Annotated in this window: 24 protein-coding genes; 11 read left to right on the top strand and 13 right to left on the bottom strand. The window is 63.9% G+C overall.

Translation table 11 applies throughout. From position 1 onward, the window contains the following. Window positions 1-74: 74 nt before the first annotated feature. The 5 genes from JO965_RS24695 to JO965_RS24675 form a co-directional block, all read right to left on the bottom strand. Entirely contained in the window at window positions 75-1,286 is a 1,212-nt protein-coding gene (locus JO965_RS24695) for a peptide ABC transporter permease (RefSeq protein WP_203441568.1), read from the bottom strand. 151 nt (window positions 1,287-1,437) lie between these two features. Further along, complete coding sequence (gene mmsB, locus JO965_RS24690; RefSeq protein WP_203441567.1) at window positions 1,438-2,328, bottom strand: 3-hydroxyisobutyrate dehydrogenase; 891 nt, start codon at window positions 2,326-2,328, stop codon at window positions 1,438-1,440. A gap of 46 nt (window positions 2,329-2,374) precedes the next feature. Beyond that, complete coding sequence (locus JO965_RS24685) at window positions 2,375-2,746, bottom strand: DUF5367 family protein (protein ID WP_203441566.1); 372 nt, start codon at window positions 2,744-2,746, stop codon at window positions 2,375-2,377. After that, on the bottom strand, window positions 2,743-3,894 hold the full coding sequence (locus JO965_RS24680) for an isobutyryl-CoA dehydrogenase (protein WP_203441565.1): 1,152 nt from the start codon (window positions 3,892-3,894) through the stop codon (window positions 2,743-2,745). The genes JO965_RS24685 and JO965_RS24680 overlap by 4 nt, the downstream gene beginning before the upstream one ends. Before the next feature lie 151 nt (window positions 3,895-4,045). Further along, window positions 4,046-5,542, bottom strand: coding sequence for a CoA-acylating methylmalonate-semialdehyde dehydrogenase (locus JO965_RS24675; protein ID WP_203441564.1), 1,497 nt, complete (start codon window positions 5,540-5,542; stop codon window positions 4,046-4,048). A gap of 122 nt (window positions 5,543-5,664) precedes the next feature. Between JO965_RS24675 and JO965_RS24670 the strand changes: the two genes are divergently transcribed. From JO965_RS24670 to JO965_RS24660, 3 genes are all read left to right on the top strand, one after another. Further along, window positions 5,665-6,555, top strand: coding sequence for a LysR family transcriptional regulator (locus JO965_RS24670; RefSeq protein ID WP_203441563.1), 891 nt, complete (start codon window positions 5,665-5,667; stop codon window positions 6,553-6,555). 199 nt (window positions 6,556-6,754) lie between these two features. Beyond that, the gene (tal, locus tag JO965_RS24665; RefSeq protein WP_203441562.1) at window positions 6,755-7,726 is read left to right on the top strand and encodes a transaldolase; all 972 of its coding nucleotides are present in this window, start codon (window positions 6,755-6,757) and stop codon (window positions 7,724-7,726) included. Window positions 7,727-7,731: 5 nt separating this feature from the next. Continuing rightward, window positions 7,732-8,289, top strand: a complete 558-nt coding sequence (locus JO965_RS24660; RefSeq protein ID WP_203441561.1) for a cysteine hydrolase family protein — start codon at window positions 7,732-7,734, stop codon at window positions 8,287-8,289. Window positions 8,290-8,591: 302 nt separating this feature from the next. On the opposite strand, the gene JO965_RS24655 is transcribed toward JO965_RS24660, so the two are convergent. The 3 genes from JO965_RS24655 to JO965_RS24645 form a co-directional block, all read right to left on the bottom strand. Then, entirely contained in the window at window positions 8,592-10,271 is a 1,680-nt protein-coding gene (locus JO965_RS24655) for a thiamine pyrophosphate-binding protein (RefSeq protein ID WP_203441560.1), read from the bottom strand. Between the two features lie 76 nt (window positions 10,272-10,347). After that, window positions 10,348-11,898 (bottom strand): aldehyde dehydrogenase family protein, encoded by a 1,551-nt coding sequence (locus tag JO965_RS24650; protein WP_203441559.1) that lies wholly within the window; start codon window positions 11,896-11,898, stop codon window positions 10,348-10,350. Window positions 11,899-12,217: 319 nt separating this feature from the next. Further along, window positions 12,218-13,351, bottom strand: coding sequence for a saccharopine dehydrogenase family protein (locus JO965_RS24645; RefSeq protein WP_203441558.1), 1,134 nt, complete (start codon window positions 13,349-13,351; stop codon window positions 12,218-12,220). A 114-nt stretch (window positions 13,352-13,465) separates the two neighbouring features. Here JO965_RS24645 and JO965_RS24640 point away from each other — a divergent pair, with 114 nt between their 5' ends. From JO965_RS24640 to hutH, 7 genes are all read left to right on the top strand, one after another. Further along, complete coding sequence (locus tag JO965_RS24640) at window positions 13,466-13,894, top strand: Lrp/AsnC family transcriptional regulator (protein ID WP_203441557.1); 429 nt, start codon at window positions 13,466-13,468, stop codon at window positions 13,892-13,894. Next, entirely contained in the window at window positions 13,891-15,099 is a 1,209-nt protein-coding gene (locus JO965_RS24635; protein ID WP_203441556.1) for an FAD-binding oxidoreductase, read from the top strand. The genes JO965_RS24640 and JO965_RS24635 overlap by 4 nt, the downstream gene beginning before the upstream one ends. Before the next feature lie 359 nt (window positions 15,100-15,458). Beyond that, complete coding sequence (gene ugpB / locus JO965_RS24630) at window positions 15,459-16,766, top strand: sn-glycerol-3-phosphate ABC transporter substrate-binding protein UgpB (RefSeq protein ID WP_203441555.1); 1,308 nt, start codon at window positions 15,459-15,461, stop codon at window positions 16,764-16,766. A 131-nt stretch (window positions 16,767-16,897) separates the two neighbouring features. Then, window positions 16,898-17,779 (top strand): sn-glycerol-3-phosphate ABC transporter permease UgpA, encoded by an 882-nt coding sequence (ugpA, locus tag JO965_RS24625; RefSeq protein WP_203441554.1) that lies wholly within the window; start codon window positions 16,898-16,900, stop codon window positions 17,777-17,779. Continuing rightward, complete coding sequence (gene ugpE, locus JO965_RS24620; protein ID WP_203441553.1) at window positions 17,779-18,624, top strand: sn-glycerol-3-phosphate ABC transporter permease UgpE; 846 nt, start codon at window positions 17,779-17,781, stop codon at window positions 18,622-18,624. The genes ugpA and ugpE overlap by 1 nt, the downstream gene beginning before the upstream one ends. Window positions 18,625-18,737: 113 nt before the next feature. Then, entirely contained in the window at window positions 18,738-19,814 is a 1,077-nt protein-coding gene (locus tag JO965_RS24615) for a sn-glycerol-3-phosphate import ATP-binding protein UgpC (RefSeq protein ID WP_203441552.1), read from the top strand. 810 nt (window positions 19,815-20,624) lie between these two features. Beyond that, window positions 20,625-22,256, top strand: a complete 1,632-nt coding sequence (gene hutH, locus JO965_RS24610) for a histidine ammonia-lyase (RefSeq protein WP_203441551.1) — start codon at window positions 20,625-20,627, stop codon at window positions 22,254-22,256. A 52-nt stretch (window positions 22,257-22,308) separates the two neighbouring features. On the opposite strand, the gene JO965_RS24605 is transcribed toward hutH, so the two are convergent. Continuing rightward, a complete protein-coding gene (locus tag JO965_RS24605; protein ID WP_203441550.1) occupies window positions 22,309-22,614 on the bottom strand; it encodes a hypothetical protein in 306 nt (101 codons plus the stop codon). A gap of 80 nt (window positions 22,615-22,694) precedes the next feature. On the opposite strand from JO965_RS24605, the gene JO965_RS24600 reads away from it, so the two are divergent. Then, window positions 22,695-23,210, top strand: coding sequence for a GNAT family N-acetyltransferase (locus JO965_RS24600; RefSeq protein ID WP_203441549.1), 516 nt, complete (start codon window positions 22,695-22,697; stop codon window positions 23,208-23,210). Here JO965_RS24600 and JO965_RS24595 read toward each other — a convergent pair. The 4 genes from JO965_RS24595 to JO965_RS24580 form a co-directional block, all read right to left on the bottom strand. Beyond that, on the bottom strand, window positions 23,207-23,656 hold the full coding sequence (locus tag JO965_RS24595; RefSeq protein WP_203441548.1) for an N-acetyltransferase: 450 nt from the start codon (window positions 23,654-23,656) through the stop codon (window positions 23,207-23,209). The two genes, JO965_RS24600 and JO965_RS24595, sit on opposite strands and share 4 nt — an antisense overlap. Before the next feature lie 10 nt (window positions 23,657-23,666). Next, a complete protein-coding gene (locus tag JO965_RS24590; RefSeq protein ID WP_203441547.1) occupies window positions 23,667-24,905 on the bottom strand; it encodes an allantoate amidohydrolase in 1,239 nt (412 codons plus the stop codon). A 73-nt stretch (window positions 24,906-24,978) separates the two neighbouring features. Next, on the bottom strand, window positions 24,979-26,022 hold the full coding sequence (locus JO965_RS24585) for an NAD(P)/FAD-dependent oxidoreductase (RefSeq protein ID WP_203441546.1): 1,044 nt from the start codon (window positions 26,020-26,022) through the stop codon (window positions 24,979-24,981). Between the two features lie 71 nt (window positions 26,023-26,093). After that, a complete protein-coding gene (locus JO965_RS24580; RefSeq protein ID WP_203441545.1) occupies window positions 26,094-26,408 on the bottom strand; it encodes a 2Fe-2S iron-sulfur cluster-binding protein in 315 nt (104 codons plus the stop codon). Window positions 26,409-26,517 lie beyond the last annotated feature (109 nt).

Raw genomic sequence — 26,517 nt, 5'->3', positions numbered from 1 at the left:
AGAATCCGGAAGGTGCCAGCCAAGCAGAGGCAGGGCCTCCCCGTCAATCCTTCTCCAGGAGGATACGTGAGTGGTCAGATCGTGCGGCGCAGAATCGCCTTCGGTCGCTTCGTGCGGAACTGTCCGCGCTCGATGGCGACGAAGATCAGCACCAGAACCACGAGGGCCGTGAACCACCAGACCTGCGCGGTGCCGATGCCGAGGCAGCCCAGGGCATAGGTGCAGGCGAACGCGGCCATGATGCCCGGAGCCACGGTGGCGCGATGGCTCTTTGCCCCGACCACCACCTGATAGAGGAGAACGCTTCCCGCCACGGCACCCACCAGCCCGAGTTCGTACCAGACCTCGAACAGCAGGGTAGAGGGTGCGTTTGGTGGAACCAGGCCGTAGAAGCGGCCGCGGAGGGCGGTTTCCAGGCCGTGTCCGGTCAGAAGCCGCAGCGGCTCGTTGAGAATGATCTGACGCCAGATGTCGAGGCTGACCGTTGCCGGTGCCTTGGCTCCGAGCAAGGTGGTCGCCAGCGGCTTCAGGATGAAGGGCAGGATCGGCGCGAACAGCAGGAGGCCCGCCATCACGAAGCCGGTCACGCGGGAGCCGAAGATCGGATTCCACGCCGTGATGACGAAGACGACGGCGCCTGCGGCCAAACCGTAGAGAGGCAGACCGTCGCGCGTGAGCAGGGAGCAGACGGCAACGGCGAGCGCCAGGCCGATAGCTTCGAGGTTGCGTCCGCGCGAATGGAGCCAGGCGATGGCCGGCCAGAGCAGCAGGACGAGCATGAGCATGCCGCGCTCCAGGCTCAGGCCCTCCGGGTCGAAGCGGCTGCCACCGGTGAGCGCCAGGGGAATGGCGATCAGGGCCGCGAGACCGACGCCTATAGGGAGGAGATAAAGATTGGCCGAGCGCATCCGCTCAGGCACGGCGAGATAGCCGCCCAAGCCCATAAGGATCATGCCGGTGATGTTGAGAAGCCGCTCGGAGGCCTGGGGCAGAAACGGCGTCCAGACCAGGGACAGCCCGGCCCAGAACAGCAGAACCAGTCCCGCGATCCCGCCGGGAGAGGTGGCAAGCGCCGTGAGCTTGTCCCATGCATGCCGTGCGCTCCCGTCGAGCACCGAGGCGAGAACGAGGAGAATGACCGCGAGGGGCGCCATCACCACGAGCGCGCGCCGCGTGAACAAGGCTGCCAGAGGCACGGCGAAGAACAGGATCGCGAAGCCGAGGCGCCGCAGCATGGCGGCGGCATCGGCTGAAGGATTGACCGTTTGAGAGACGGAGCGGGTCATGGAGGCGGGCAATCGGCGGTTGAGCGTTCAGACGGAGAAAGCGTAATGGACGCAGGCGCGAAAAGCTGTAGGTGCGATGCAACACACCCCATCCTTTGCGCCTGCGCGAAGAGCGGAACTCGCTGGAGCGCCATCCTCCCGCCCGTCTCGATCAGCCCTTCTGTCCTCGGATGAAGTTGATGATGCCGGAGAAATCGTCGCCGTCGTGCCCGGCATTGGCGAACAGGGCATAGAGCTGAGCTGCCTCGGCGCCCAGAGGCGTCGAGGCGCCCGAGGCGAGCGCGGCTTCCTGCGCAAGCTTCAAGTCTTTCAGCATCAGGGCGGCCGCGAAGCCCGGCTTGTAGCCGTTATTGGCCGGCGAGGCCGGCACGGGGCCGGGCACCGGGCAATAGGTGGTGAGCGACCAGCACTGGCCCGACGAGGTGGAGGCGACGTCGAACAGCGCCTGATGCGAGAGCCCGAGTTTCTCGCCGAGCACGAAGGCCTCTGCCACGCCGATCATCGAGATGCCGAGGATCATGTTGTTACAGATCTTCGCCGCCTGGCCCGCGCCGGCCTCGCCGCAATGCACGACCTTCTTGCCCATCTTGGACAGGATCGGCTCCGCCCTGTCGAAGGCCGGTTTGGCGCCGCCCGCCATGAAGGTGAGCGTCGCACCCTTCGCCCCACCGACGCCGCCGGAGACTGGCGCGTCGAGGCTCGCGAGGTTGCGGCCCTGCTCGCGCGCCATGGCATGCGCCTTGCGGGCGCTCTCCACATCGATGGTGGAACAATCGATGAGAAGCGTGCCTTCCTTCACGGAGGGCAGGATGTCGGTCCAGACCGAGAGCACATGCTTTCCGGCCGGCAGCATGGTGATGACGATCTCGGCGTCCCGCACAGCATCCGCCGTGGATCCGGCGATGCTTGCACCATCGCTGCGAGCCTGATCGCAGGAGGCGGGCGACAGGTCGAAGCCAGTGACGCTGTGGCTGGCCTTCACGAGGTTGGCGGCCATCGGGCCACCCATGTTGCCGAGGCCGATAAAGGCGATGTTGGTCATGAGAATCCTCCCGTGTTGTCGTTTGATGGTTCGATGAAAGCGTCCGTCACGCGTTACGCGCCTTCCAGAGCGATCCCGCCAGGGAAAAGCCGTAGAACCAGAGCATCAGCGAGCCGAAAACCTTGTCGAGGGCCGGATCGAGGCGCGGGAAGAAGACCGCGAAATGCGAGCCGATGGCGGCCATGATCAGCATGCCGGGAATGGCGACGAGCCCCATGACGTGAACCGCCGCTTTCCTCGGCACGCGCAGGATGTGGTCGATCCACAGGCCCAGCAGCAGGCCGAGGAGGGCTCCGGCGGCGAAATTGACCTGAAACGGCCGACGTCCATCCAGAAAGAACCAGGGCCCTGCCAACCAGAACAGCACGAAGATGACCGCCGTCAGGCCAAAACCGAGGCCGAGCGATCGTAAGATCATCGGTTGCCGCGTCCCACCAGATCGCGCGCCACGATCAGGCGCATGATCTCGTTGGTGCCTTCGAGAATCTGGTGCACCCGCAGGTCGCGCACGATCTTCTCGACACCGTAATCGGCGAGATAGCCGTAGCCGCCGTGGAGTTGCAGCGCGTCGTTCGCCACCTGGAAGCCCACATCGGTCGCCATGCGCTTCGCCATGGCGCAGAGCTTCGTGGCATCGAGCGCCTTTTCATCGAGCGCGGCGGCCGCACGCCACAGGAAGGTGCGCGCCGCTTCGAGTTCGGTCGCCATGTCGGCGAGCTTGAACTGCAGCGCCTGGAAATCCGCGATGCGCTTGCCGAAGGCCTTGCGGTCATTCGCATAAGCCAGCGCCTTGTCGAGGGCGGCCTGCGCGCCGCCGAGCGAACAGGCGCCGATATTGATGCGCCCGCCGTCGAGGCCCGACATGGCGATCTTGAAGCCCATGCCCTCATCCGAGAGCCGGTTGGCGACGGGCACGCGCACGTCCTCGAAGATCACGGCGGCGGTGGGCTGTGCATTCCAGCCCATCTTCTTCTCCTGCGCGCCGAAGGACACGCCCTTCATGTCCTTCTCGATCACGAGAGTCGAGATGCCGGATGGACCGTCCTCGCCGGTGCGGACCATGGTCACGTAGATGTCGGAGGTGCCGGCGCCCGAGATGAACTGCTTCACGCCGTTGACGATGTAATGATCGCCGTCGCGCACGGCTTTCGTCTTGAGCGCCGCCGCATCCGAGCCCGAGCCCGGCTCGGTCAGGCAGTAGCTCGCGATCAGTTCCATGGTGACGAGACGCGGGATGTAGCGTTGCCGCTGCTCCTCCGAGCCGTAGCGGTCGATCATCCAGGTCGCCATGTTGTGGATCGAGAGATAGGCCGAGACGGCCGGGCAACCGGTGGCGAGCGCCTCGAAGATCAGCGCCGCGTCGAGCCGCGTCATGCCCGATCCGCCGACATCGTCGCGGGTGTAGATCGCCGCCATGCCGAGGCCTGCCGCCTCGCGCATCACATCCACGGGAAAATGCTTCTTCTCGTCCCATTCAAGAGCGTAAGGGGCGAGATTGTCCGCCGCGAAGGCCAGCGCCATGTCGCGGACGGCGATTTGATCGTCTGTGAGGGAGAATTGGGTCATGGGCCTAAATCGTCACGGCAGGGGCGATTGTGCACCCCGACTTTGGATCTAGAGCATCTTTCGGCGAAGTGGTCTCAAGTCGCCCTCAAAAAGATGCGGCTCCGAAAAACAAAATGGCCGGGAGCAAGCCCCCGGCCATCATTACCTTCGCTTACTTCATCGTCGGAATGGAGAATTCCGCGCCTTCCTTGATGCCGGACGGCCAGCGGGAGGTGACGGTCTTCGTCTTCGTGTAGAAGCGGACCGCGTCCGGGCCGTGCTGGTTGAGATCGCCGAAGCCCGAGGCCTTCCAGCCGCCGAAGGTGTAATAGGCGAGCGGCACCGGGATCGGCACGTTCACGCCGACCATGCCGACATTCACGCGGGAGGCGAAATCGCGGGCGGCGTCGCCGTCGCGGGTGTAGATCGCAACGCCGTTGCCATATTCGTGCTCGGAGGGCAGGCGCAACGCTTCGTCATAGTTCTTGGCGCGCACGACCGAGAGGACGGGCCCAAAAATTTCTTCCTTGTAGATGCGCATGTCGGACGTGACCTCATCAAAGAGGCAGCCGCCCATGTAGAAGCCGTTCTCGTAGCCCTGCATCTTGAAGTCACGGCCATCGACCACGAGCTTGGCGCCTTCCTGCACGCCGAGATCGACATAGGAACGCACCTTCTCCATATGCGCCCTGGTGATCATGGGGCCGAAATCGGCGGAAGGATCGGTGGAGGGGCCCACTTTAAGGCTCTCGACGCGCGGGATCAGCTTGTCCATGAGCGCATCGGCCGTCGCCTTGCCGACAGGGACCGCCACCGAGACCGCCATGCAGCGCTCGCCCGCCGAGCCGTAGCCGGCGCCGATGAGCGCATCGGCCGCCTGATCGAGATCAGCATCGGGCATGATGATCATGTGGTTCTTGGCGCCGCCGAAGCACTGCGCGCGCTTCCCATGCGCCGTGGCGCGGGAATAGACATATTGCGCGATCGGCGAGGAGCCGACGAAGCCCACCGCCTTGATGTCCGGATCGTCGAGGATCGCGTCCACCACTTCCTTGTCGCCGTTGACCACGTTGAGGATGCCGGCGGGAAGGCCCGCCTCCATCATGATCTCGGCGAGGCGCATCGGCACGCCCGGATCGCGCTCGGAGGGTTTCAGGATGAAGGCATTGCCACAGGCGATGGCCGGCGACAGCTTCCACAGCGGGATCATGGCCGGGAAGTTGAACGGCGTGATGCCGGCGACCACACCGAGAGGCTGGCGGATCGAATACATGTCGATGCCGGGGCCGGCGCCTTCCGTGAACTCGCCCTTCAGGAGGTGCGGAATGCCGGTGCAGAACTCGGCGACCTCGACGCCGCGCTGGATATCGCCCTTGGCGTCAGGGATGGTCTTGCCGTGCTCGCGGGCGAGCATGTCGGCGAGGGTATCGGTTTCCTTGGCGATGAGTTCGAGGAACTTCATCATCACGCGGGCGCGGCGCTGCGGGTTGGTGGCCGCCCAAGCCGGCTGCGCGGCCTTGGCGTTCTCGACTGCCTGACGCAGCTCGTCCTTGGAGGCCAGCGCCACCCGGCCGAGAACCTCGCCGGTCATGGGCTGGAAGAATTCGGTGGTGCGGCCCGACTTGCCGGGAACCTGCTTGCCGCCGATGAAATGTCCGACCTCGCGCATGGCGTCTGTCTCCTCCTCAAGAGTGTTTTTCGTGGTCCTCTTCTATCATTGTTGAAATCGCACGACTATGGGTGAAACCAAAGCACCGTTGTGCGAAAATACCAATACGACGGGGAGATGGCATGAGCGCATTCGACTGGGACGATCTCCGCTTTTTCCTGGCCGTCGCCCGCGCCGGCCGCCTCACCGCCGCCGCGCGCCAGCTGGAGGCGGACCACACCACCGTCTCCCGCCGCATCTCGGCCCTGGAGGCGGCGCTCAAGGCCAAGCTGTTCGAGCGCAGCCCGCAAGGCTACACCCTGACGGAACAGGGCGAGCGGCTCCTGAAGCACGCGGAGAGCATGGAAACCCAGGCGCTCGCGGTAGCCAGCGAACTCGGCGGCGCCGATCTCGCGCTCTCGGGTACCGTGCGCATCGGCGCGCCGGACGGCATCGGTACCTACTTTCTCGCGCCTGAACTCGGGGCTCTGGCCGAGCGGCATCCCGGATTGACCCTGCAGCTCGTGGCGTTACCGCGCACCTTCTCGCTCTCCAAGCGCGAGGCCGACATCGCCGTGACCCTGGAGCAGCCGACCGAAGGGCGGCTCGTCTCGCGCAAGCTCACGGATTACCGTCTCCGGCTCTATGCTTCGCAGGATTATCTCAAGCGGCACGGCCCGGTGAGCGAGCTGTCGGACCTCTCCGGCAAGACTCTCGTGACCTATGTGGCGGACCTGCTCTACAGCCCGGTGCTCGATTATTTCTCGGGCCTTGAGAAATACACGGCCCGCCGGTTCGAATGCGCCAGCGTGATGGCTCAGGCGGAAGCCGTGCGGGCGGGTGTCGGCATCGGCATCCTGCACGATTACGCCGTGCGCCAGTTCCCGGAGCTTCAGGTCGTGCTTCCCGACGTATCGTATCTTCGCACCTACTGGCTCGTGACCCACGCCGATGTGCGCTCCTTACGCCGGGTGGAGGAGGTCTATTCCTTCATCCTGAGCCGGGTGCGGGCCAATCGGGGCCTTTTTGTTTAGTGTTTCGGATCATCCCCGGCGAGCCGGAGGCGAGGGAAGGGGATCCATAGCGCTGACTGAGCATATGCGTGAATTCCCTTCCCCTCCGCTGCGCTCCGCGGCCGGGAATGACAACAAAGCCGCATTCGACGCTTTGCCCTTCACGCCGCCTTGTTATGGGACTAAGTCAAATCAAAAGGACAACCCACGGAGATCCCCGATGCCCTCCAAGCTCGACCAATTGCGTGCCATGACGGTCGTCGTCGCCGATACCGGCGACCTCGACGCGGTGCGCCGCCTGAAACCCCAGGACTGCACCACCAACCCGACCCTGCTCTTGAAGGCCGTCGAGATCCCTGCCTACGGGGACCTCCTCGAGGAGGCTCTGGCCTGGGGCCGCAAGCAGGGTGGCTCCCGCGAGGGTGTGGTGGCGGCGATCTCCGACCGGCTCGCGGTCGCCTTCGGCACCGAGCTTGCCGGCATCGTGCCGGGCCGCGTGTCGACGGAGGTCGACGCCGATCTCTCCTTCGACACGGAAGCGACGGTGAAGACCGCGCGGACGATTATCGGGGACTATGAGGAGCGCGGCGTCGGGCGCGAGAAGGTCCTGATCAAGATCGCCTCGACCTGGGAGGGCATCCGCGCGGCGGAGATTCTCCAGAAGGAAGGCATCGACTGCAATCTCACGCTCCTGTTCAGCCAGGTGCAGGCCCAGGCTTGTGCGGAGGCGGGCGCGTTCCTGATCTCGCCGTTCGTCGGCCGCATCCTCGACTGGCACGTGAAGGCAGGCGGCGGGCCCTATACGGGCGAGACTGATCCCGGCGTGATCTCGGTGCGCAACATCTACGCGTCCTACAAGGCACAAGGCATCAAGACTGTCGTGATGGGCGCCTCCTTCCGCAACATCGGCGAGATCGAAGCGCTCGCCGGCTGCGACCGCCTCACCATCTCGCCGGCACTCATCGACGAGCTGGCGAAGGCCGAAGGCGAGCTGCCGCGCAAGCTCTCGCCCGACAATGTGGAGAAGATCCAGCCTCTGCCGCGCCTCGACGAGAAGACCTTCCGCTTCGCACTGAACGAGGACGCGATGGCGACGGAAAAACTCGCCGAGGGCATCCGCTCCTTCGTGAAGGATCTGCGCTCGCTCCGTACGCTCGTGGCGCGGCGGCTTGAGGAAGCGAAGGCGGCCTGATCGATATGTCGAAGGCTCTCGTTATTATCGACGTGCAGGCGGGGATTCTTCCCGCCAACGGTGCGAAGCGCCCTGCCGTGAGGCAGCGCTTCGACGAGGTGCGCGGCAGAATTTTCGATCTTGTGGGCGAAGCCCGGCGTCAGGGTGCTCCGATCGTCTTCGTGCAGCACGCCGGTGAGCCCGGGCATCGTCTGGAGACAGGCACGCCGGGATGGGAAATCTGCGACGATCTCGGTCGGACAGCCGATGACATCGTCGTGAGCAAGACGGCCTGCGATTCGTTCTATGAGACGGATCTGCAATCCGTTTTGTCCGAGCGCGGGATCAGCCATCTCGTGGTCGCCGGGCTGATGACGCAGTATTGCGTCGACACGACCTGCCGGCGTGCGGTGAGCCTTGGCTACGACGTGACGCTTGTCGCGGATGCTCACACGACGGCGGATACGGAGACGTTCACGGTCGAGCAGATCGTGGAGCACCACAACGGCCTGCTTGATGGCTTCGACGCAGGTACGGCTCTGATCAAGCTCAAACCCGCGAATGAGGCATTCGCTGCGGCGTAAATCAGCCGCATTGTCATCCCGGACGGCGTCAGCCGATCCGGGATCGCGTGCAGAATAAGTCGCTCGAACCTCCACTGTCATTCCCGCGAAGGCGGGAATCCATATCCGCTAACCTTGCAGAATGTGGCGAGCGGATACGACAGCGCTCTTCCTGGACACAGCGTGTTTATGGATTTCCACGCCTCTGGCGCGGCCCTTTGGGTCGGACTCCGCTGCGCGGCCCCGGAATGACAGTGCCTTATTCTGACAACGATCCCGGATCTCGCTTTGCTCGTCCGGGATGACACGCTGTCAGCGCAGTATCACTTCTTCCCCGCCAGCGCCTTCTCGCGGATCGCCGTGAGCGACATGGTCGGCGTGATCACTTCCGGATCGATGATGCAATGCAGGATCGCCGGCTTGCTGGAGGTGAGCGCCCGCTGCAGCGCGGGCGCGAATTCTTCCGTGTTCGTCACCCGCTCGCCATAGCCGCCGAAGGCCTTGGCGTAGGCGGCGAAATCCGGGTTCTTCAGCATCGTCGCCGAAACGCGCCCGGGATATTCGCGCTCCTGATGCATGCGGATCGTGCCGTACATGCCGTTGTCGAGCAGGATCACGAGGATCGGCAGGTCGTATTGCACGGCGGTGGCGAATTCCTGCCCGTTCATGAGGAAATCGCCGTCGCCGGCAAACACCACCACGGGGCTGTCGGGCTGAATGCGCTTCGCGCCCACTGCTGCCGGTACACCATAGCCCATGGAGCCAGAGGTCGGCGCCAACTGCGTGCCGTATTCGCGGAAGGGCCAGAAGCGGTGGATCCAGGTCGCGAAATTGCCGGCGCCGTTGCAGAAGATCGTGTCGGACGGCATCACCTTGCGTAAGTGAGCCATCACCTCGCCCATCTGCAGGCCGCCGCTGGTGCGAATGGCGCTCGGATCGCTCCAGGCCAGATAATCCGCATGTGCCGTCTTCGTGCTCTCGCTCCAGGGCAGCGAGGCCGGCGGATGTACGCCTTCCAAAGCGGCCGTGAAAGCGATGGGCGAAGCGTTGATGGCGAGATGCGGGGAATAGACCCGTCCGAGCTCGCTCGGGTCGGGATGGATATGCACGAGCGTCTGCTTGGCAGCGGGAATGTCGAGCAGCGTATAGGCTTGGCTCGGAACCTCGGAGAGACGCCCGCCGACGAGCAGGACGAGATCCGCTTCCTTGATGCGCGCCAAAAGCTTCGGGTTCACGCCGAGCCCGAGATCGCCGATGTAGGATGCATGGTCGGCGGGAAACAGCATCTGGCGGCGGAAGGTGCAGGCGACCGGCAGCTCGAAGCGCTCGGCGAAGCGCACGAAGCGCTGCACAGCAACCTCCGACCAGCGGCTGCCGCCGAGAAGTGCTATGGGCTTCTTCGCGCCGTGCAGAAGTTTTTGCAGCTCCGCCATCTGCGTGAGGCCCGGATGGGTCTCGATGACCTGATAGCGCGGCGCATCGGCTACTTCCGCCATCTCCGTCAGCACGTCTTCCGGCAGTGCAATCACGACGGGGCCGGGACGGCCCGATGTCGCGACGTGGAAGGCGCGCGAGACGATCTCGGGGAAGCGCGCGGGATCGTCCACCTCCGTCGCCCATTTGGCGAGCGGGCCGAAGGCGGCGCGGTAATCGAGTTCCTGAAACGCCTCGCGCTCGCGCATGCCGCGCTCGATCTGGCCGACGAAGAGAATCATCGGCGTCGAATCCTGCTTCGCGATGTGAATGCCGGGCGAGGCATTGGTCGCGCCGGGACCGCGGGTGACGAAGCAGATGCCGGGGCGGCCGGTGAGCTTGCCATAGGCCTCCGCCATCATCGCGGCGCCGCCTTCCTGGCGGCAGACCGTGATGTTGATGTTGGCGTCATGCAGCGCATCCAACGCTGCCAGATAACTCTCGCCCGGAACGCAGAAGATGTGATCGACCCCGTGCAGAGTCAGCTGATCGACAAGAATCTGTCCGCCGGTGCGGGAGGGCGCTGTCATGGAAGGCTCGCGATGTTTAAGAGGGCCGATAGCAAAACGGAGGGCATTTCTGCCCTCCGTTGTGTTTTTACGACGATCAGGCGTCGACGTCGAACTTCACGCCCTGGGCGAGCGGAAGCGTATTGCCGTAATTGATCGTGTTGGTGGCGCGGCGCATATAGGCCTTCCAGGCATCCGAGCCGGACTCGCGTCCGCCACCGGTTTCCTTCTCGCCACCGAAGGCTCCGCCGATCTCGGCGCCCGAGGGGCCGATATTGACGTTGGCGATGCCGCAGTCCGAACCCGCCGCCGACACGAAGGCTTCCGCCTCGCGCAGGTTGAGCGTGAAGATCGAGGAGGAGAGACCGGCGCCGACGGCATTGTGCAGCGCGATTACCTCGTCGAAATCCGAATAGCGCATCACGTAGAGGATCGGCGCGAAGGTCTCGCGGGTCACCGGGCCGGTCTGGCTCGGCATCTCGACGAGCGCCGGGCGCACGTAAATTCCCTCGTTCGCAACATCCGTGTAGCGTCCGCCGCCATGCACCTTGCCGCCGGCCGCGCGGGCCTCATCGAGAGCGCGCTCCATGCCGTCGAAGGCTGCCTTGTCGATCAGCGGGCCGACGAGCGTGCCCTCGCTACGCGGATCGCCGATCTTCACGCTGCCATAGACTTGTCTCAGGCGCGGCACGAGCTGATCGTAGACACTCTCATGCACGAAGAGACGGCGCAAAGTCGTGCAGCGCTGACCGGCCGTGCCCATGGCCGCGAAGGCGATGCCGCGAAGCGCGAGATCGAGATCGGCCGAGGGCGCCACGATGGCGGCGTTGTTGCCACCGAGCTCCAGGATCGCGCGAGCAAAGCGCTCGGCCAGCTTCGGCCCGACCTGACGGCCCATCGCGGTGGAGCCGGTGGCGGAGAGAACCGGCACGCGGTGATCCTCGACGAGAATCTCGCCGACCTCGCGGCCGCCAAGCAGCACCTCGCAGAGGCCTTCCGGCACGCCGCCGAAGCGCTTGGCGGCACGCTCGACGATGGCATGCGTGGCAAGCGCGGTCAGCAGGGTCTTCTCGGAGGGCTTCCACACCACGGAATCACCGCACACGAGGGCGAGCGCCGCATTCCAGGACCACACGGCCACCGGAAAGTTGAAGGCCGAGATCACGCCGCAGACGCCGAGCGGATGCCAGGTTTCCATCATGCGGTGATCGGCGCGCTCGGTGGCGATGGTCAGGCCGTAAAGCTGACGGGACAGACCGACGGCGAAATCGCAGATATCGATCATCTCCTGCACCTCGCCGAGGCCTTCCGAGACGATCTTGCCGGCTTCCAGCGTGACGAGACGGCCGAGATCGTCCTTGGTAGCGCGCAGCTCTTCGCCGAGCAAACGGACGAACTCGCCGCGCTTCGGCGCCGGGATCTTGCGCCAGGCCTTGAAGGCGGCATCGGCCCGGCCGATGGCAGCCTTGGCCTCGTCCGGCGTGGTCTCGCGCACATGGGCGATCACTTCGCCGGTGATCGGCGAGCGGGCCGGGCGGCCACCCGAGGCGAAGGCGCTCTCCGGCACGCCGAGGCGCGCGAGAATGGCACGGGCCTCATCCGCAACGGAAGCGGGCGCGGAGGATACGGGTTTCAGGCTCGCGGTCATGGTAGTTCTCCCTGGATGCGGGCTCGAGGCTCATAGAACCCCGCCACCCTCGTTTGCCGTTGAAACGAAACGACGGCGGCTTTCATGCCACCGTCTTAATGCATGACCGGGAAGCCTGGGAACTGCTTTTCCCGAATAGGGTCATGCCAATTCGTCAAGAACCTGGAATGCCCCCGCTTGATCGGAAGCGGGGGCATTAGTCCCCGAGCATCGGGCCCAAAAGTGGGCGCCACTTTTGGGATTTACCCGATGCTCATTTTTTGGTGGGCGCATTGTTCGGTGCGGAAAACCGGGGCCACTTTTCCGCACAATGCGCCTGTCATGCCACCGCGTCGAGGCGGATGTTCTTCACGGCCGGTTCGTGGCCCTCGTCCAGGCGCTCGCCGGCATAGACGCGGCCGAAGCGGTTGGCGAGGAAGGTGTCGAGGCCGATCTCCTCCTGGCGCACGAAACCCTGTTTCGGCAGCTTGCCCGCAACCAGCAGGTCGAGCATGGCGCAGATGCCGGCGGCGGTGGTGACCTGAATCGCGGTGCGCTGAACGCCGGCGACATTCTGGCCGTAGACGCTGCGGGCATAGGTTTCCTGTACGTAGCGGCCGCCGCGCTCGCCGGTCACGGTGACAAAGACGATGACCATGTCCTGCATGGTAGCCGGAACGGCGTTCTCCAGGATGTCCTTGAGAACCTCGCGGCGGTTGCGCAGCTGCAGATCGTTGAGAAGCACACGCATCAGGGCGCAATGGCCGGGATAGCGGATGGTCTTGTAGTTCAGATTGCGCACCTTGCCTTCCAGCGTTTCGCACAGGGTGCCAAGGCCGCCGGAGGTGTTGAAGGCCTCGTAGCGCGTGCCGTCGAGGGAGAATTCCTCCAGCTCTTCCATGGCCGGAACCTCGCGCAGGGTACCGTCGACCACGGCCTCGCAGCGCTCGATATATTCGTTGATGACGCCGTCCGTGCTCCAGGTGAGGTTGTAGGACAGGGCGTTCGACGGATATTGCGGCAGGGCGCCGACGCGCAGACGCACCGTATCGAGCTTGTCGAAGCGGCTCGCGATGTCATGGGCGACAATGGAGATGAATCCCGGCGCGAGGCCGCATTGCGGGATGAAGGCGGCGGTGGCGCCCTCGGACAGTTCCTTCACCATGCGGGTGGTGGCCACATCCTCGGTCAGGTCGAAATAGTTGACGTCCGTCAGGCGCGCGGCCTTCGCCACATGGCCGGTCAGATGATAGGGCGCGGCGCTGAGCACGGCATAATGGCCCTTGAGAGCATTCTGCAGGGCGACCGCGTCACTGAAGTCGAGCTGGATCGTCCTGACGCCATCCTTGGCGACCGCTTCGAGCGCCTCGGCGGAGGAATCCGCGACGGTGACGGCGTAATCGCCGGTCTCGTGAAGCATGTCGACAATGGTGGAACCGATCTTGCCGGCGCCGATGACGAGGATCGAATGCATAAAAATCTCCCTGTGATCCTCTAAGAAAAGGGCAAAGCCCTGCAAGACGCCATAGACAGCTTGACGAAAAGCCGAGTAGTTTTCGGCAGATTGCCGAAATAACTGGTCATAGTGATGTTGGATGCCACGGATCGTGCCCTGATTGGGCTCCTGCGGGAGAATGCCCGCATCGGCCATGCGGAGGCCGCGCGGCGCTTAAAACTCTCCCGCACCACAGTCCAGGCGCGGGTCGAGAGCCTGGAACGCCGGGGCGTGATTGCCGGCTATACCTTGCGTCTCGCCGAGGAGGTCACGAGTCGCATGGTGCGGGCGCATGTGACCATCGTCGTCGCACCCAAGGCGTCGGGCGGCGTTGTCTCCGCGCTGCAGCGCATGCCAGAAATGCGCGCGCTTCATTCGGTCGCGGGTGTCTTCGATCTTCTGGCGGTGGTAGAGGCTGAGGATGTTCCCTCCCTCGATGCCGCCATCGACAAGATCGGTGCGCTCGAAGGCGTGGAGCGCACGCAATCCTCCATCATCCTCTCAACGAAATTCGAACGATGACCTCTGCAGCTTCCTCCTCAGCCGATGTCGTGATCGTGGGCGGCGCCGTCATGGGTTCCTCCACAGCCTATCACCTGCTCGCCGATTCCGGCTTCAAGGGACGCGTCGTCGTCATCGAGAAGGATCCGACCTATCAGCTCTCCGCCTCGGCCCTATCGGCGGCTTCGATCCGGCAGCAATATTCGAGCGCGGTGAACATCCGCATCTCGCTTTATGGCATCGAGTTCCTGCGCAGCATCGGCGATCGTCTCGCCGTCGATGGCGAGCGGCCGGAGATCGGGCTGAGGGAGGGCGGCTATCTCTATTGTGCCTCGGAGGCCGGTGCGCCGATCCTGGCAGAGAACCACGCGCTCCAGGCCGCCGAGGGCGCCGACATTCTTTATATGGAGCCCGCGGCGCTGAAGGAGCGCTTCCCCTGGCTCAATGTGGAGGATCTCGCCGCCGGCACCTGGGGCCGCTCGGGCGAGGGCTGGTTCGACGGCTGGGGCCTGCTCCAGGCCTTCCGCAAGAAGGCGCGTTCGCTCGGCGCGCAATACGTGAAAGGCGAAGTGGCCGAGATCGAGCGTGACGGCGGCACCATCGTCGCGGTGCGTCTGAAGGATGGCACGCGGATCGCCTGCGGCACGCTCATCAACTGCGCCGGCTCCGGCGGGCGGGCGATTGCCGCCATGGCCGGGCTCGACATTCCCGTCCAGGCCAAGCGCCGCTACGTCTTCACGTTTTCGTGCAAGGGACCAGTCGAGAACTGCCCGCTGCTCATCGATACCTCGGGCGCCTATGTGCGGCCTGAAGGGGAGGGGCATTTCATCTGCGGCGCCTCGCCGGAAGCCGATCTCGATCCCGACTGGTTCGACGAGGATCCGGCAAGCCAGGAGATCGATCATTCCTTCTTCGAGGAATTCATCTGGCCCGCGCTCGCCCATCGCGTCCCGGCTTTCGAGGCGATCAAGCCCGGCCGTGCTTGGTCCGGGCCCTATGACATGTGCCTGCTCGACCATAACGCCATCGTCGGACAGGCGGGCGGGTTCAAGAACTTCTATCTCTGCAACGGCTTCTCCGGCCACGGGCTGCAGCAGGCGCCAGCCATCGGCCGCGGCCTGGCCGAGTTGATCGTCCATGGCGGCTACCGCACGCTCGATCTGTCCGAACTCGGCTATGAGCGCGTCCTCGCCAATCGTCCCCTGCTTGAGCGCAACGTGATCTAACGCAGGCGGTCCCGGTTCGGGGACGCCGCATCGGCCTCACGCACCAAACATCGCCCGCGCCTCGCGCGGGCGATTCGCTGTTTCAAGGCACGCCCAAGGCCGGGCGAAAGCCGGATTTCCCGTGTATCGTCGCCGCTTCTGTGGACATCCCGGCGTTTCTTCCGCTCGGACACCCTCTCAACGAAGGGGCGCCCAGGTTAATTCTCCCCGGGTGCCATTAAGCCTTTTGGATGAAAGGGCTTCCATTTTGGAGCCGGCTATGATTGTCATGTTTTCGTCATAGAAACGTCATCCGGCCTTAATGCAGGGGTGATGAACGACAAGAACGTCCCCAACGGGATGACATGGGAGAGATCACTATGATGAAGAAGTCCATCCTCGGCGCTCTGGCCCTCGGCCTGGCGACGAGCACCTCCGCCTTCGCCCAGACCGAGATCCAGTGGTGGCACGCCATGACCGGCGCCAACAACGAGGTCGTCAACAAGCTGGCGGAAGAGTTCAATAATTCCCAGAAGGACTACAAGGTCGTCGTCAGCTACAAGGGCCAGTATGCCGATACGCTGAACGCCGGCATCGCCGCGTTCCGCGCGGGCAACGCCCCCCACATCCTGCAGGTGTTCGAAGTCGGCACGGCGACCATGATGGGCGCCCGCGGCGCGATCAAGCCTGTCTACCAAATGATGGCCGAGGCCGGCGAGAAGTTCGATCCCAAGGCTTACCTGCCCGCGATCACCGGCTACTACTCCACGGCGAAGGGCGAGATGCTCTCCTTCCCGTTCAACTCCTCCTCGATGGTCATGTGGATCAACAAGGACGAGCTGAAGAAGGCCGGCGTCAACGAGATTCCGAAGACCTGGCCTCAGGTGTTCGAAGCAGGCAAGAAGCTCAAGGCTGCCGGCCATGACACCTGCGGCTTCTCGAACGCCTGGGCTCCGTGGGCCAATATCGAGCAGTTCTCCGCTTGGCATAACCTTCCGATGGCCACTAAGGCCAACGGTCTCGACGGCTTCGACACGGAGATGAAGTTCAACTCTCCGGCGCATGTGAAGCACCTGCAGAACCTCGTCGACCTGCAGAAGGACAAGACTTACGACTATTCCGGCCGCGACAGCCGCTCCGAGGGCCGCTTCACCTCCGGCGAATGCGCGATCTTCCTGACCTCGTCGGGCTTCTACGGCAACGTGAAGGCCAATGCGAAGTTCGACTTCACTTCGGTTCCGATGCCGTACTACCCGGATATCCAGGGCGCTCCGCAGAACTCCATCATCGGCGGCGCTTCGCTGTGGGTCATGGGCGGCAAGAAGGCTGAAGAGTACAAGGGCGTGGCCAAATTCTTCGCCTTCCTGTCGGACACCGACCGTCAGGCCAAGCTGCACCAGGAATCGGGCTATCTCCCGATCACCAAGGCAGCCTACGAGAAGACCAAGGCTTCGGGCTTCTATGAGAAGAACCCCGTCCTGCAGACTCCGCTGCTGGAGCTGACCAACAAGGAGCCGACCGAGAATTCCCGCGGTCTGCGCTTCGGCAACATGGTCCAGATCCGTGATGTGGTGTCGGAAGAGATCGAGGCTGCTCTCGCCGGTCAGAAGCCGGCCAAGGACGCGCTCGATTCCGCTGTGACCCGCTCGAACCAGATCCTGCGCCAGTTCGAGCGCACCGTCCGCTAAACTGAAACGATCTGTGCGACCTGTCATCCCGGGCGGCTTTTAAGAAGCGGTCCGGGATGATCTTATAAGACAACCTTCGCAGACCGGTTGCTGCCGTATCTGCCACCATCATTCGGACAGCCGTAAACGCGATGGAAAAACGAGCTCACTTTTCAGGTTGGACGCTGCCGCTCCTGCTGATCATTCCGCAGATGGCGATCACCGTCGTCTTCTTCTACTGGCCGGCCTCCCAGGCCATCTGGCAATCCTTCCTGCGCGAAGACGCCTTCGGGCTCTCCTCGGAATTCGTCGGATTCGAAAACTACATCGCGCTGTTCGAGCAGCCCGAATATTACCGGGCCATGGTCACGACGGTAATCTTCTCGTCCCTCGTTGCCTTCTTCTCGCTCGCCTGCGCGCTCCTGCTGGCGACCCAGGCCGACAAGAGCCTGCGCGGTGGACAGGCCTATAAGACTCTGCTGATCTGGCCCTATGCGGTGGCTCCCGCCATCGCGGGCGTGCTGTGGATCTTCATGTTCCATCCGACGCTCGGCACATTGTCGAAGCCGATCAAGGCGGTCGGCATCGACTGGAACCCGATGCTGAACGGCAATCACGCCATGACGCTGCTCGTACTTTCCGCCACCTGGAAGCAGATCAGCTACAACTTCCTGTTCTTCCTCGCCGGACTCCAGGCCATCCCGAAGAGCGTGATCGAGGCTGCCGCCATCGACGGCGCGGGCCCCTTACGGCGCTTCTGGACCGTGATCTTCCCGCTCCTGTCGCCGACGACGTTCTTCCTTCTCGTGGTCAACATCGTCTACGTGTTCTTCGATACCTTCGGCATCATCGATGCGGTGACGGGCGGCGGCCCTGCCGGAACGACGACGACACTCGTCTACAAGGTTTATGCGGACGGCCGCCTCGGCGGCGATCTCGGCGGCTCTGCGGCGCAATCGGTGATCCTGATGATCATCGTGATCGCGCTCACCGCCATCCAGTTCCGTTATGTCGAACGCAAGGTGCAGTACTAATGGTTGAGAATCGTCCTTTCCGCGATTTCATGGCCTACCTGACGCTGGCCGTGGGCATCGTCATCGTGGTCTTCCCGGTCTATCTGGCGATCATGGCATCGACCTTCGACGCCGCCACGATCATCAACGGCAACATGCCGCTCACACCGGGCGATCAGGCGGGCGAGAACTATTCGCGCGCGCTGTTCTACGGCGGCGTGCATGCGCGCGAACCCGTCGGTGCCATGATGTTCAACTCCATGATCATGGCATTGGGCATCGCCATCGGGAAAATCCTGATCTCGATCCTGTCCGCCTATGCGGTGGTGTACTTCAAGTTCCCGTTCCGCAAGACGGCATTCTGGGTCATCTTCATCACGCTGATGCTGCCGGTCGAAGTGCGTATCTACCCGACCTACAAGATCGTCGCCGATATCGGGATGCTCGACACCTATACGGGCCTCATCCTGCCGCTCATCGCGTCGGCCACCGGCACGTTGCTCTTCCGTCAGTTCTTCATGACGATCCCGGACGAGCTGCTGGAGGCTTCCAAGATCGACGGTGCGGGCGCCTTCCGGTTCTTCAAGGATACGCTCCTGCCGCTCTCGATGACGACCATCGCGGCGCTTTTCGTGATCCAGTTCATCTACGGCTGGAACCAGTATCTCTGGCCGCTGCTGATCACGACCAAGAGCTCGATGCAGACCATCGTCATCGGCATCAAGAAGATGATCACGACGACGGACGCGCTCACCGAGTGGCAGATCGCGATGACCACGGCCGTGCTCGCCATGCTGCCGCCGGTGCTCGTGGTGATCTTCATGCAGAGGCTCTTCGTGAAGGGCCTCGTCGAAACGGAGAAGTGACGCGGATAATCGCGCAAGACCCTTCCGCTCTGGCGGAAGGGTCTTTCTCTCATCATTGAAATTTTCGCCCGGTGCCGATTGCAGCGCGGGCAGCGGTTAAAAGGAACGAAACGATGGCAGGGGTAACACTCGATACCGTCAGAAAGATCTATACGGGCAATGTGGAGGCCGTGAAGGGCGTTTCCCTCGGCATCGAGGATGGCTCCTTCTGCGTGCTGGTCGGCCCGTCCGGCTGCGGCAAGTCCACGCTGCTGCGCATGATCGCGGGGCTCGAGACGATTTCCGCCGGCGAGGTGAAGATCGGCGATCGCGTCGTGAATCAGGTCGAGCCGGCCGATCGCGACATCGCGATGGTGTTCCAGAACTACGCGCTCTATCCGCATATGAGCGTCTACGACAACATGGCCTACGGCCTGAAGAACCGCGGCACGCCGAAGGACGAGATCGAGAAGCGCGTGAAGGAAGCAGCCCGCATCCTCGCCATCGAATCCTTCCTCGCCCGCAAGCCGCGCCAGCTCTCCGGCGGCCAGCGCCAGCGCGTCGCCATGGGTCGCGCCATCGTGCGCAAGCCTCAGGTCTTTCTCTTCGACGAGCCGCTCTCGAACCTCGATGCCAAGCTGCGCGTCCAGATGCGCGTCGAGATCAAGCGCCTGCAACGGGCGCTGGGCGTGACGTCGATCTACGTGACCCACGATCAGGTCGAGGCGATGACGCTTTCCGACAAGCTCGTGGTGATGTCGGGCGGCCAGATCGAGCAGGTCGGCAGCCCGTCCGAAGTCTACCGCCGTCCTGAGACGCGGTTCGTGGCCACCTTCATCGGCTCGCCGCCCATGAACATCCTGCCCGGCAAGGTGGAAGGCCCCGGCCGCGTGTCGGTCGGCGGTCAGGTGATCAATGTCACCGACATGCGTGACGGCCTCACTCCTGGATCTGCCGTCGAGGTGGGCCTGCGGCCTGAGGACGTGCAGGCAGGCGGCGGCGGCGCCAGCGCGCTCACCATGGACGTGGACTTTGTCGAAGAGCTCGGCGCCACCCAGCTCTTCCACGGCAAGGTCGCCGGCTCTGAATTCGTCGTGCAGGCCTCCACCGGCCAGATCCCGGCGGATACCCGCAAGCTGACCCTCTCGGTCGATCCTGCCAACGTCCACCTCTTCGACCCCCAGACCACGAAGCGCCTCGGCAAGGCCTGATCAGTCGGCTGCAGCCGTTTCGGCAGGAAGCATTCAGGGCCCCGGGCATTCCCGGGGCCTTTTTCGTTATGCTCTGTCCATCATGACATCCTCTGCCGTCATCCCCGTCCCCGGACTTGATCCGGGGATCAGTCCCGGGGATCCCCGTCTTTGGAGCCACAACGCGGCAAAGACGTGGATGGCCGGCACGAGGCCGGCCATGACGCGCGGAGGCGCATGCCCGGGATGAAGCTTTTGTTCTTCTTTTGTTCTTGACATCATTCCCAATCTTGGCTATATCATTGCCTTAGATCTGCTCCTGAGAGGGGCGCGCTCGCGAGGCGTCGCAGTGTGGGAGCAGGCACGGTCCCGTGCACGCACTGAACGCAGGTGCGGGTGACGGGAGGCCCAGGATGTGGGTCGGTCGTCGGGATCGGTCGCAGGCCGCCGCTGAGCAAGCGGTCACCGCCTGCGGCGGTTGACTGAGCTGGCCTCTCCTGTCCGCCTCAAGAAGCCGTGCGCGAAGAGGCAGTTCGGCTCTTCCATCCCACACCAGCGCATATCGAGCCGGGCTGCCTGTCGCGCCACCCTCGATCACCATTCAGGCTCGCAGCGCAAGCTGCGGGCCACACGGTGCTGGCTCTTTGACACCCGCGCCGTCATGGCCGGACGTGATCCGGCCATCCACGTCTTCAGACCCACAGCGGGGCCAAGACATGGATCCCCGGGGCAAGCCCCGGGGATGACGGGGAGAGATACGTCATCTTGCCGCGATGGTTGCACCGCGTCCGAAGCCCCGGTATCCCTTTTTCTTCAACGTGAGGAACAGCGATGACGGTCAAGCTCGACGGTGCCACTCTCGGCATTCAGGACGTGGTGCGCGTGGCGCGCCCCGACGCTCGGGGAGCATTTGTCCAAGCCGCCCTGGCGCCCGAAGCGCGCGAGCGCATTGCCGCGACGCGTGATTATATCGACCGCACCTGGATGCATGACGACGCCCCGCTGATGTATGCCTTCAACACTGGCGTTGGGCTGTTCAAGGACCAGCGCGTGCTGATTGCCGACATGGCGGCCTATCAGCGCAAGACGGTCTATGCCCACGCCACGGGCGTCGGCGAGCCCTTCGCCGAGGACGTGACGCGCGCCATGATGCTGCTGCGCGCCAACGCCTTCGCGTCGAACTATTCCGGTCCGCGCGTCGAACTGGTCGAGCGCCTCATCGCCTTCCTCAATGCCGGACTGCATCCGGTCATCCCGCAAAAGGGCTCCGTCGGCGCCTCGGGCGATCTTGCGCCGCTCGCGCATATGGCGGGTGCGGTCTGCGGTTTCGAGGAAGCCGAGATGATCTATCGCGGCCGCCGGATGCCGGCGCGCGAGGCGATAAAGGCGGCCGGCTTCGATCCTGATTTCGATCTTGGTGCGAAGGACGCCTCGGCCCTCATCAACGGCTCGACCACGTCGCTCGCGCTCGGCGCGCTCGCCACGAACGATGCACGGCGTCTGCTCAAGCAGGCCGACATCGCCATGAGCCTGTCGTTGGAGGCCATGCGCGGCGAGCTCGCGGCCTTCGATCCGCGCGTGCACAAGGCGCGTCCGCATCCGGGCCAAGCCCGCGTGGCGCGCAACCTGCTTCGGATCCTGGACGGCACGAAGCGCTGCTCGCAAGCCGCGCGCGACATCGTCTTTCCCGACGAGCCGCGCCAGCCTGGAACGCCTGCCAGCCCTCGCGTGCAGGACGTCTATTCCCTGCGCTGCACGCCGCAGGTTCACGGGCCGGCTGTCGAAGCGGTGGAATATGTGGAGCGCATCATCGGCACGGAGATGAACTCCGCCACCGACAACCCGCTGATCTTCGACGATGGGCAGGGCGGCTACGTGTCGATCTCCGGCGGTCATTTCCATGGGCAATATGTGGCGCAGGCCATGGACCTGCTCGCCATCGCCATGGCCGATCTCGGGGCGATTTCCGAGCGGCGCCTCGCGCGCCTCATCGATCCCACCATGTCCTACGGATTGCCGCGCAACCTCCTTGCGGGCAAGCGCGGGCTCAACACGGGCTTTGCCACGGTGCAGTGCTCGATGTCGGCGTTGGTGATGGAAAACCGCGGGTTGGCGACGCCGGGCTCGGTTGATTCCATTCCGGGCAAGTCCAACGCCGAGGATCATGTTTCCAACTCGACCTGGTGCGGACGCAAGGCCCGCACCATCGTCGAGAACGTGGAACAGATCGTAGCCGGCGAATTGCTGATGGCCGCGCAGGCGCTGACCCTCGTCGAGCCGCTCGCAAAGGATTATCCGCTGGGCAAGGGATCGCGCGCGGCGATGGAAGCGATCCGCGCGGTCATTCCGCCGGCGCTCGAAGGCGACCGCTGGTACGCCACCGAGATGCGCCAGGCGCTCGACCTTGTGCGCTCCGGCACCGTGGTCGAAGCGGTCGAGGGCGCCATCGGCGAACTGGAGTGAAACAAAAAGGGCCCGGTGTTTCCGGGCCCTGAGTTCTTAATATGGAGTTCGATCAGCGGCAGCGCCGGACCTCGCGGTACACGATGCGCCCGTTGGGACGCACCACACGTTCGCGGACCCAGCGGCAGCGATTCGGACCAACCCATCCCGGCCGCGCGCCGCAATTGCGAACCGTGCGGTAGTAAACACGTCCGAACCGATCCACGGTGCGGATCCGGCGGGTGACGCATTGCACGTTGTCGACGAGTGTGGGCGCTTGCAGCTGCTCGGCGCCGAAGCGGGCTTGAGCTTCCTGCGGTGCCGCAAGGAAACCGGCGCCGAGAGCAAGGACGAAGGCGGGGAGGATGATGGCTCGCATGGAGCATTCCTTATGTTTTGAGAAGGGGCTGACGACAACGATGTGTCTATGCCATGGTTCCTGAAGCCGGAATGAATCCCATGTTGTCACGCGTTGTCATTCGCCCCGTTCAGGCTTCGGATGCTGCCGAGTTGGTTGCCGCCAACCTCGCGAGCATCGACCTGCATGAGCCCTGGGTGTCGCCCTGCCGCGATCAAGCGAGCTTCCTCGGTTATCTCACCCGCTGCGACGGGGACCGCTCCATCGGCTTCATTGCCCGTGAGCGGGAGAGCGGCAGGATCGTCGGAATCGTGAACCTGAGCGAGATCGTGCGAGGCTTTTTCCAGAGCGCCTATATGGGCTATTACGGCATGGCCGGCATGAACGGGCGCGGGTTGATGAGCGAGGCCGTGAGCCTCGTGGTCTCACATGCCTTCGGCGAACTCGGTCTGCATCGGCTCGAAGCCAATATTCAGCCGGGCAACCGGCCTTCCCGTGCTCTCGTCAAGCGTCTCGGCTTTCGTCAGGAAGGCTACTCTCCGCGTTATCTCAAGATCAACGGCGAATGGCGCGATCACGAACGGTGGGCCGTGCTGGCGGATGAGTGGCGCGGCTAATCCGTCTCAGGCAACGGCCCGAGCTTCTTCTGCAGGAAGAAGCGGCTGCCGCCGACAGGATAATCCTTGAGCTCGCCGAAGATCTCATATCCTAAGCGCTGGTAAAGTTTGAGCGCTTTGGGATTGAGCGTATCGATCCAGGCCGAGTGGCAGCCTCTGTTGCGCGCTTCCTCCTCGGCCATCGCGATGAGCTGCGTGGCAAGGCCCATCCCGCGAAAGGCCTCGGGCACGAAGAGGAGCTCGATGGCAAGCCAGCCGCCATTCATGCGGCCGCAGAGCCCTCCGACAGGCTCGCTGCTGTCGGGATCGCGAATGGCGATGGTGACATCCTGACCTGGCGGATGGTTGGCGAAGAGGGTTCTGTTGAAACTCCGGACGCCGTTGAGAACCACCTCGTGGAGCGTTTGCCCGTCGTCGACGAACGCGATTGTCGGCGCATGTATCATCAGGCGAACCTCAAGCGGCGATCCGCTTGACCGCCTCGATCAGCACACGCGCTGCCACATCAGCATCCTCGGTCGTGATCGACTCCGCCGGGTTGTGGCTGATGCCGCCCTTGCAGCGCACGAAGAGCATAGCGGAGGGACAGAGATTGGCCATCGCGACCGCATCGTGGCCTGCACCGGAAGAAAGATGCAGCAGCTGGATGCCGAGGCTCTTCACGGCATTCTCAAGCTGCCCGATCAGCTCTTTGTCCATCGGCGTGGCGGGCGATTCCATGAACGGCTCGATGGTGAATTCGACGCCGCGCTTCTGAGCGGCAACGTGGCACTCGGTCACGATGTCCTCGACCATGGCGAGACGCACAGCATCGTCCGGCGAGCGGGCATCGAGAGTGAAATCGACGCGCGCTGGAATGACGTTGATCGCGCCGGGCTGCACCTGAGCGACGCCCACCGTCGCCACCGTGTCGGTGCGCGTCGAGCCTGCACGCTCCACGATGCCGATCATCTCGGCGACGGCCGCGAGCGCATCGCGACGCATGGTCATCGGCACGGTGCCCGCATGGCCCGCTTCGCCGATGACGCTGGCACGGGCCCGAGTTATGCCGTTGATGGCCGAGACGATGCCGACGGGCAGATCCTTCGCTTCCAGGAGCGGACCTTGCTCGATATGCACCTCGAGATAGCCGCGATAGCGCGCCGGATCGCGGGCGAGGGCCGCTGCGCCCTCCGGGTCGCCGCCGAAGCGGACCAGCGCATCACGGAAGGTGATCCCGTCCTGATCCTTGCCGTCGAGCCAGGCCGGGTTGAAGCGGCCGGCCAGGGCCTGCGACGTGGAGAGGTTCGTGGGGAAGCGGACATTCTCCTCGTCCCCGAAGGCCACGATCTCGATGGGACAGGACGGCACGATGCCCTGCTGCTTCAGCGCTTCGACCACGGCGATGCCGAGCACCACGCCGAGATTGCCGTCATAACGTCCGGCATCGACGACGGAATCGATATGGGATCCGATGAGGAGAGCGGGAGCCTCGGGATTGGCGCCCTCAACGCGGCCGATCACAGAGCCGAGCGCATCGATATGCGCGTTCAGGCCCGCATCCTGCATCAGCCGGAGCGTGGCGTCCGCGGCCCTGCGGTGCGCGTCGGAAAGATAGAGGCGAGTGATGCGGCCGGGTTCGTCCGTGTGCTTGGCGAGTTCCTCGATCATCGCCATCACGCGGCGGCCGAGGGTGAGATCTGTCGCGTTTGTCATGGCCGCGAGAGTTTCAGGAACCGGCCTGCTTCGCAAGAGGAAGACGGGCCAGTTCCCAAACCCTTTTCAGCCCTTAGGCCGCCACGCCGAGCTTCTTTTGCAGGCTCGTCGACGACGTCGTGTATTGGAACAGGAGCTTCTTCTCAGGGTACACGTAGCGGTGCACCTTCTGAGCCGCCAGCGCGCCCTCGTGGAAACCGGAGAGGATGAGCTTCAGCTTGCCCGGATAGGTATTGATGTCGCCGATGGCGAAGATGCCGGGGACGTTCGTCTCGAACTTCTCCGTATCGACCGGGATCAGGTTCTCGTGCAGGTTCAGGCCCCAATCGGCGATCGGGCCGAGCTTCATGGTAAGGCCGAAGAACGGCAGCATCACGTCGCAATCGACGGTGAACTCCGAGCCATCGTCCTTGCGGATCACGGCACCCTCGAGAACGGGAGACTCACCCTTGAGGGAGCTCACCTGGCCGAGGTGCAGATCCATCTCGCCGGAGGCCACGAGAGAACGCATCTTCTCCACCGTGTGGGGTGCGGCGCGGAAAGCGTCGCGGCGGTGGAGCAGGGTCAGGCGCTTGGCGATGGGCTGCAGGTTCACCGTCCAGTCGAGGGCGGAATCGCCGCCGCCGACGATGAGGACATTCTTGTTGCGGAACATCTCCATCTTGCGCACGGCATAGTACACACCCGTGCCCTCATAGGCCTCGATGTTGTCGATCGGCGGCTTCTTGGGCAGGAACGATCCGCCGCCGGCCGCGATGATCACCGCCTTGCAGGTGAAGGTGGTGCCGTTCTCGGAGGTCTTGACCCGGAACAGCGGCGCCTCGGGCGTACCGATGGATTCCAGGCTCTCCACCATCTCGTTGAGGTGGAAGGTCGGGTGAAACGGCTCGATCTGCGCCATCAGGTTGTCGACGAGGCCTTGGCCCGTCACCATTGGGAAGCCCGGAATGTCGTAGATCGGCTTCTCAGGATAGAGCTCGGCGCATTGGCCGCCCACTTTCGGCAGGATGTCGATGAGATGGCATTTGATGTCGAGGAGGCCCAGTTCGAATACGGCGAACAGGCCCACGGGCCCGGCACCGATGATGACGACGTCCGTTTCGATATGGTCGGTCATGAACAGGCTCCTTCGAGAGACCCTTTCGAAAGCACGGTCTCTTCAGCTTTAGCAATGTGACAGGCTGACGGTCAGGCCCCGGTGGGAGCCAGGGTGACCTCCAGGCCGTCGAGTTCGGGGGTCCAGAGGATCTGGCAGGACAGGCGGGAATTCGGCTTCGTCACCACGGTGTCGAGCTGGTCTTCCTCCTCGTCGGTGGGAGGATAGAGCCTGTCAAGCCACTCCTCGGCGACGAAGACGTGGCAGGTCGCACATTCGCAGGCGCCGCCGCACAGGCCCTCGATCGGCAGGCCCCAGTCGCGGATGATCTCCATCACCCTCCAGCCCTCGATGGCCTCGAGAGTATGGCGCTGGCCGGCCCGGTCGGTCACATGGATGACGCCCATGAAGCGGGAATTCCTCTTTCGTGCGTTCTGGGATATGGCGCGGACGGGGCGCCGGATGGCTGCATATCGTCCTTTCAGCCCGTTCCGTCAACGCTTTAGCCTGGGGTTA

Origin of the sequence: Microvirga sp. VF16, assembly GCF_016864375.1 — a bacterium.
Lineage (GTDB): Bacteria > Pseudomonadota > Alphaproteobacteria > Rhizobiales > Beijerinckiaceae > Microvirga.
This window is presented reverse-complemented; position numbering and strand designations above follow the sequence as displayed.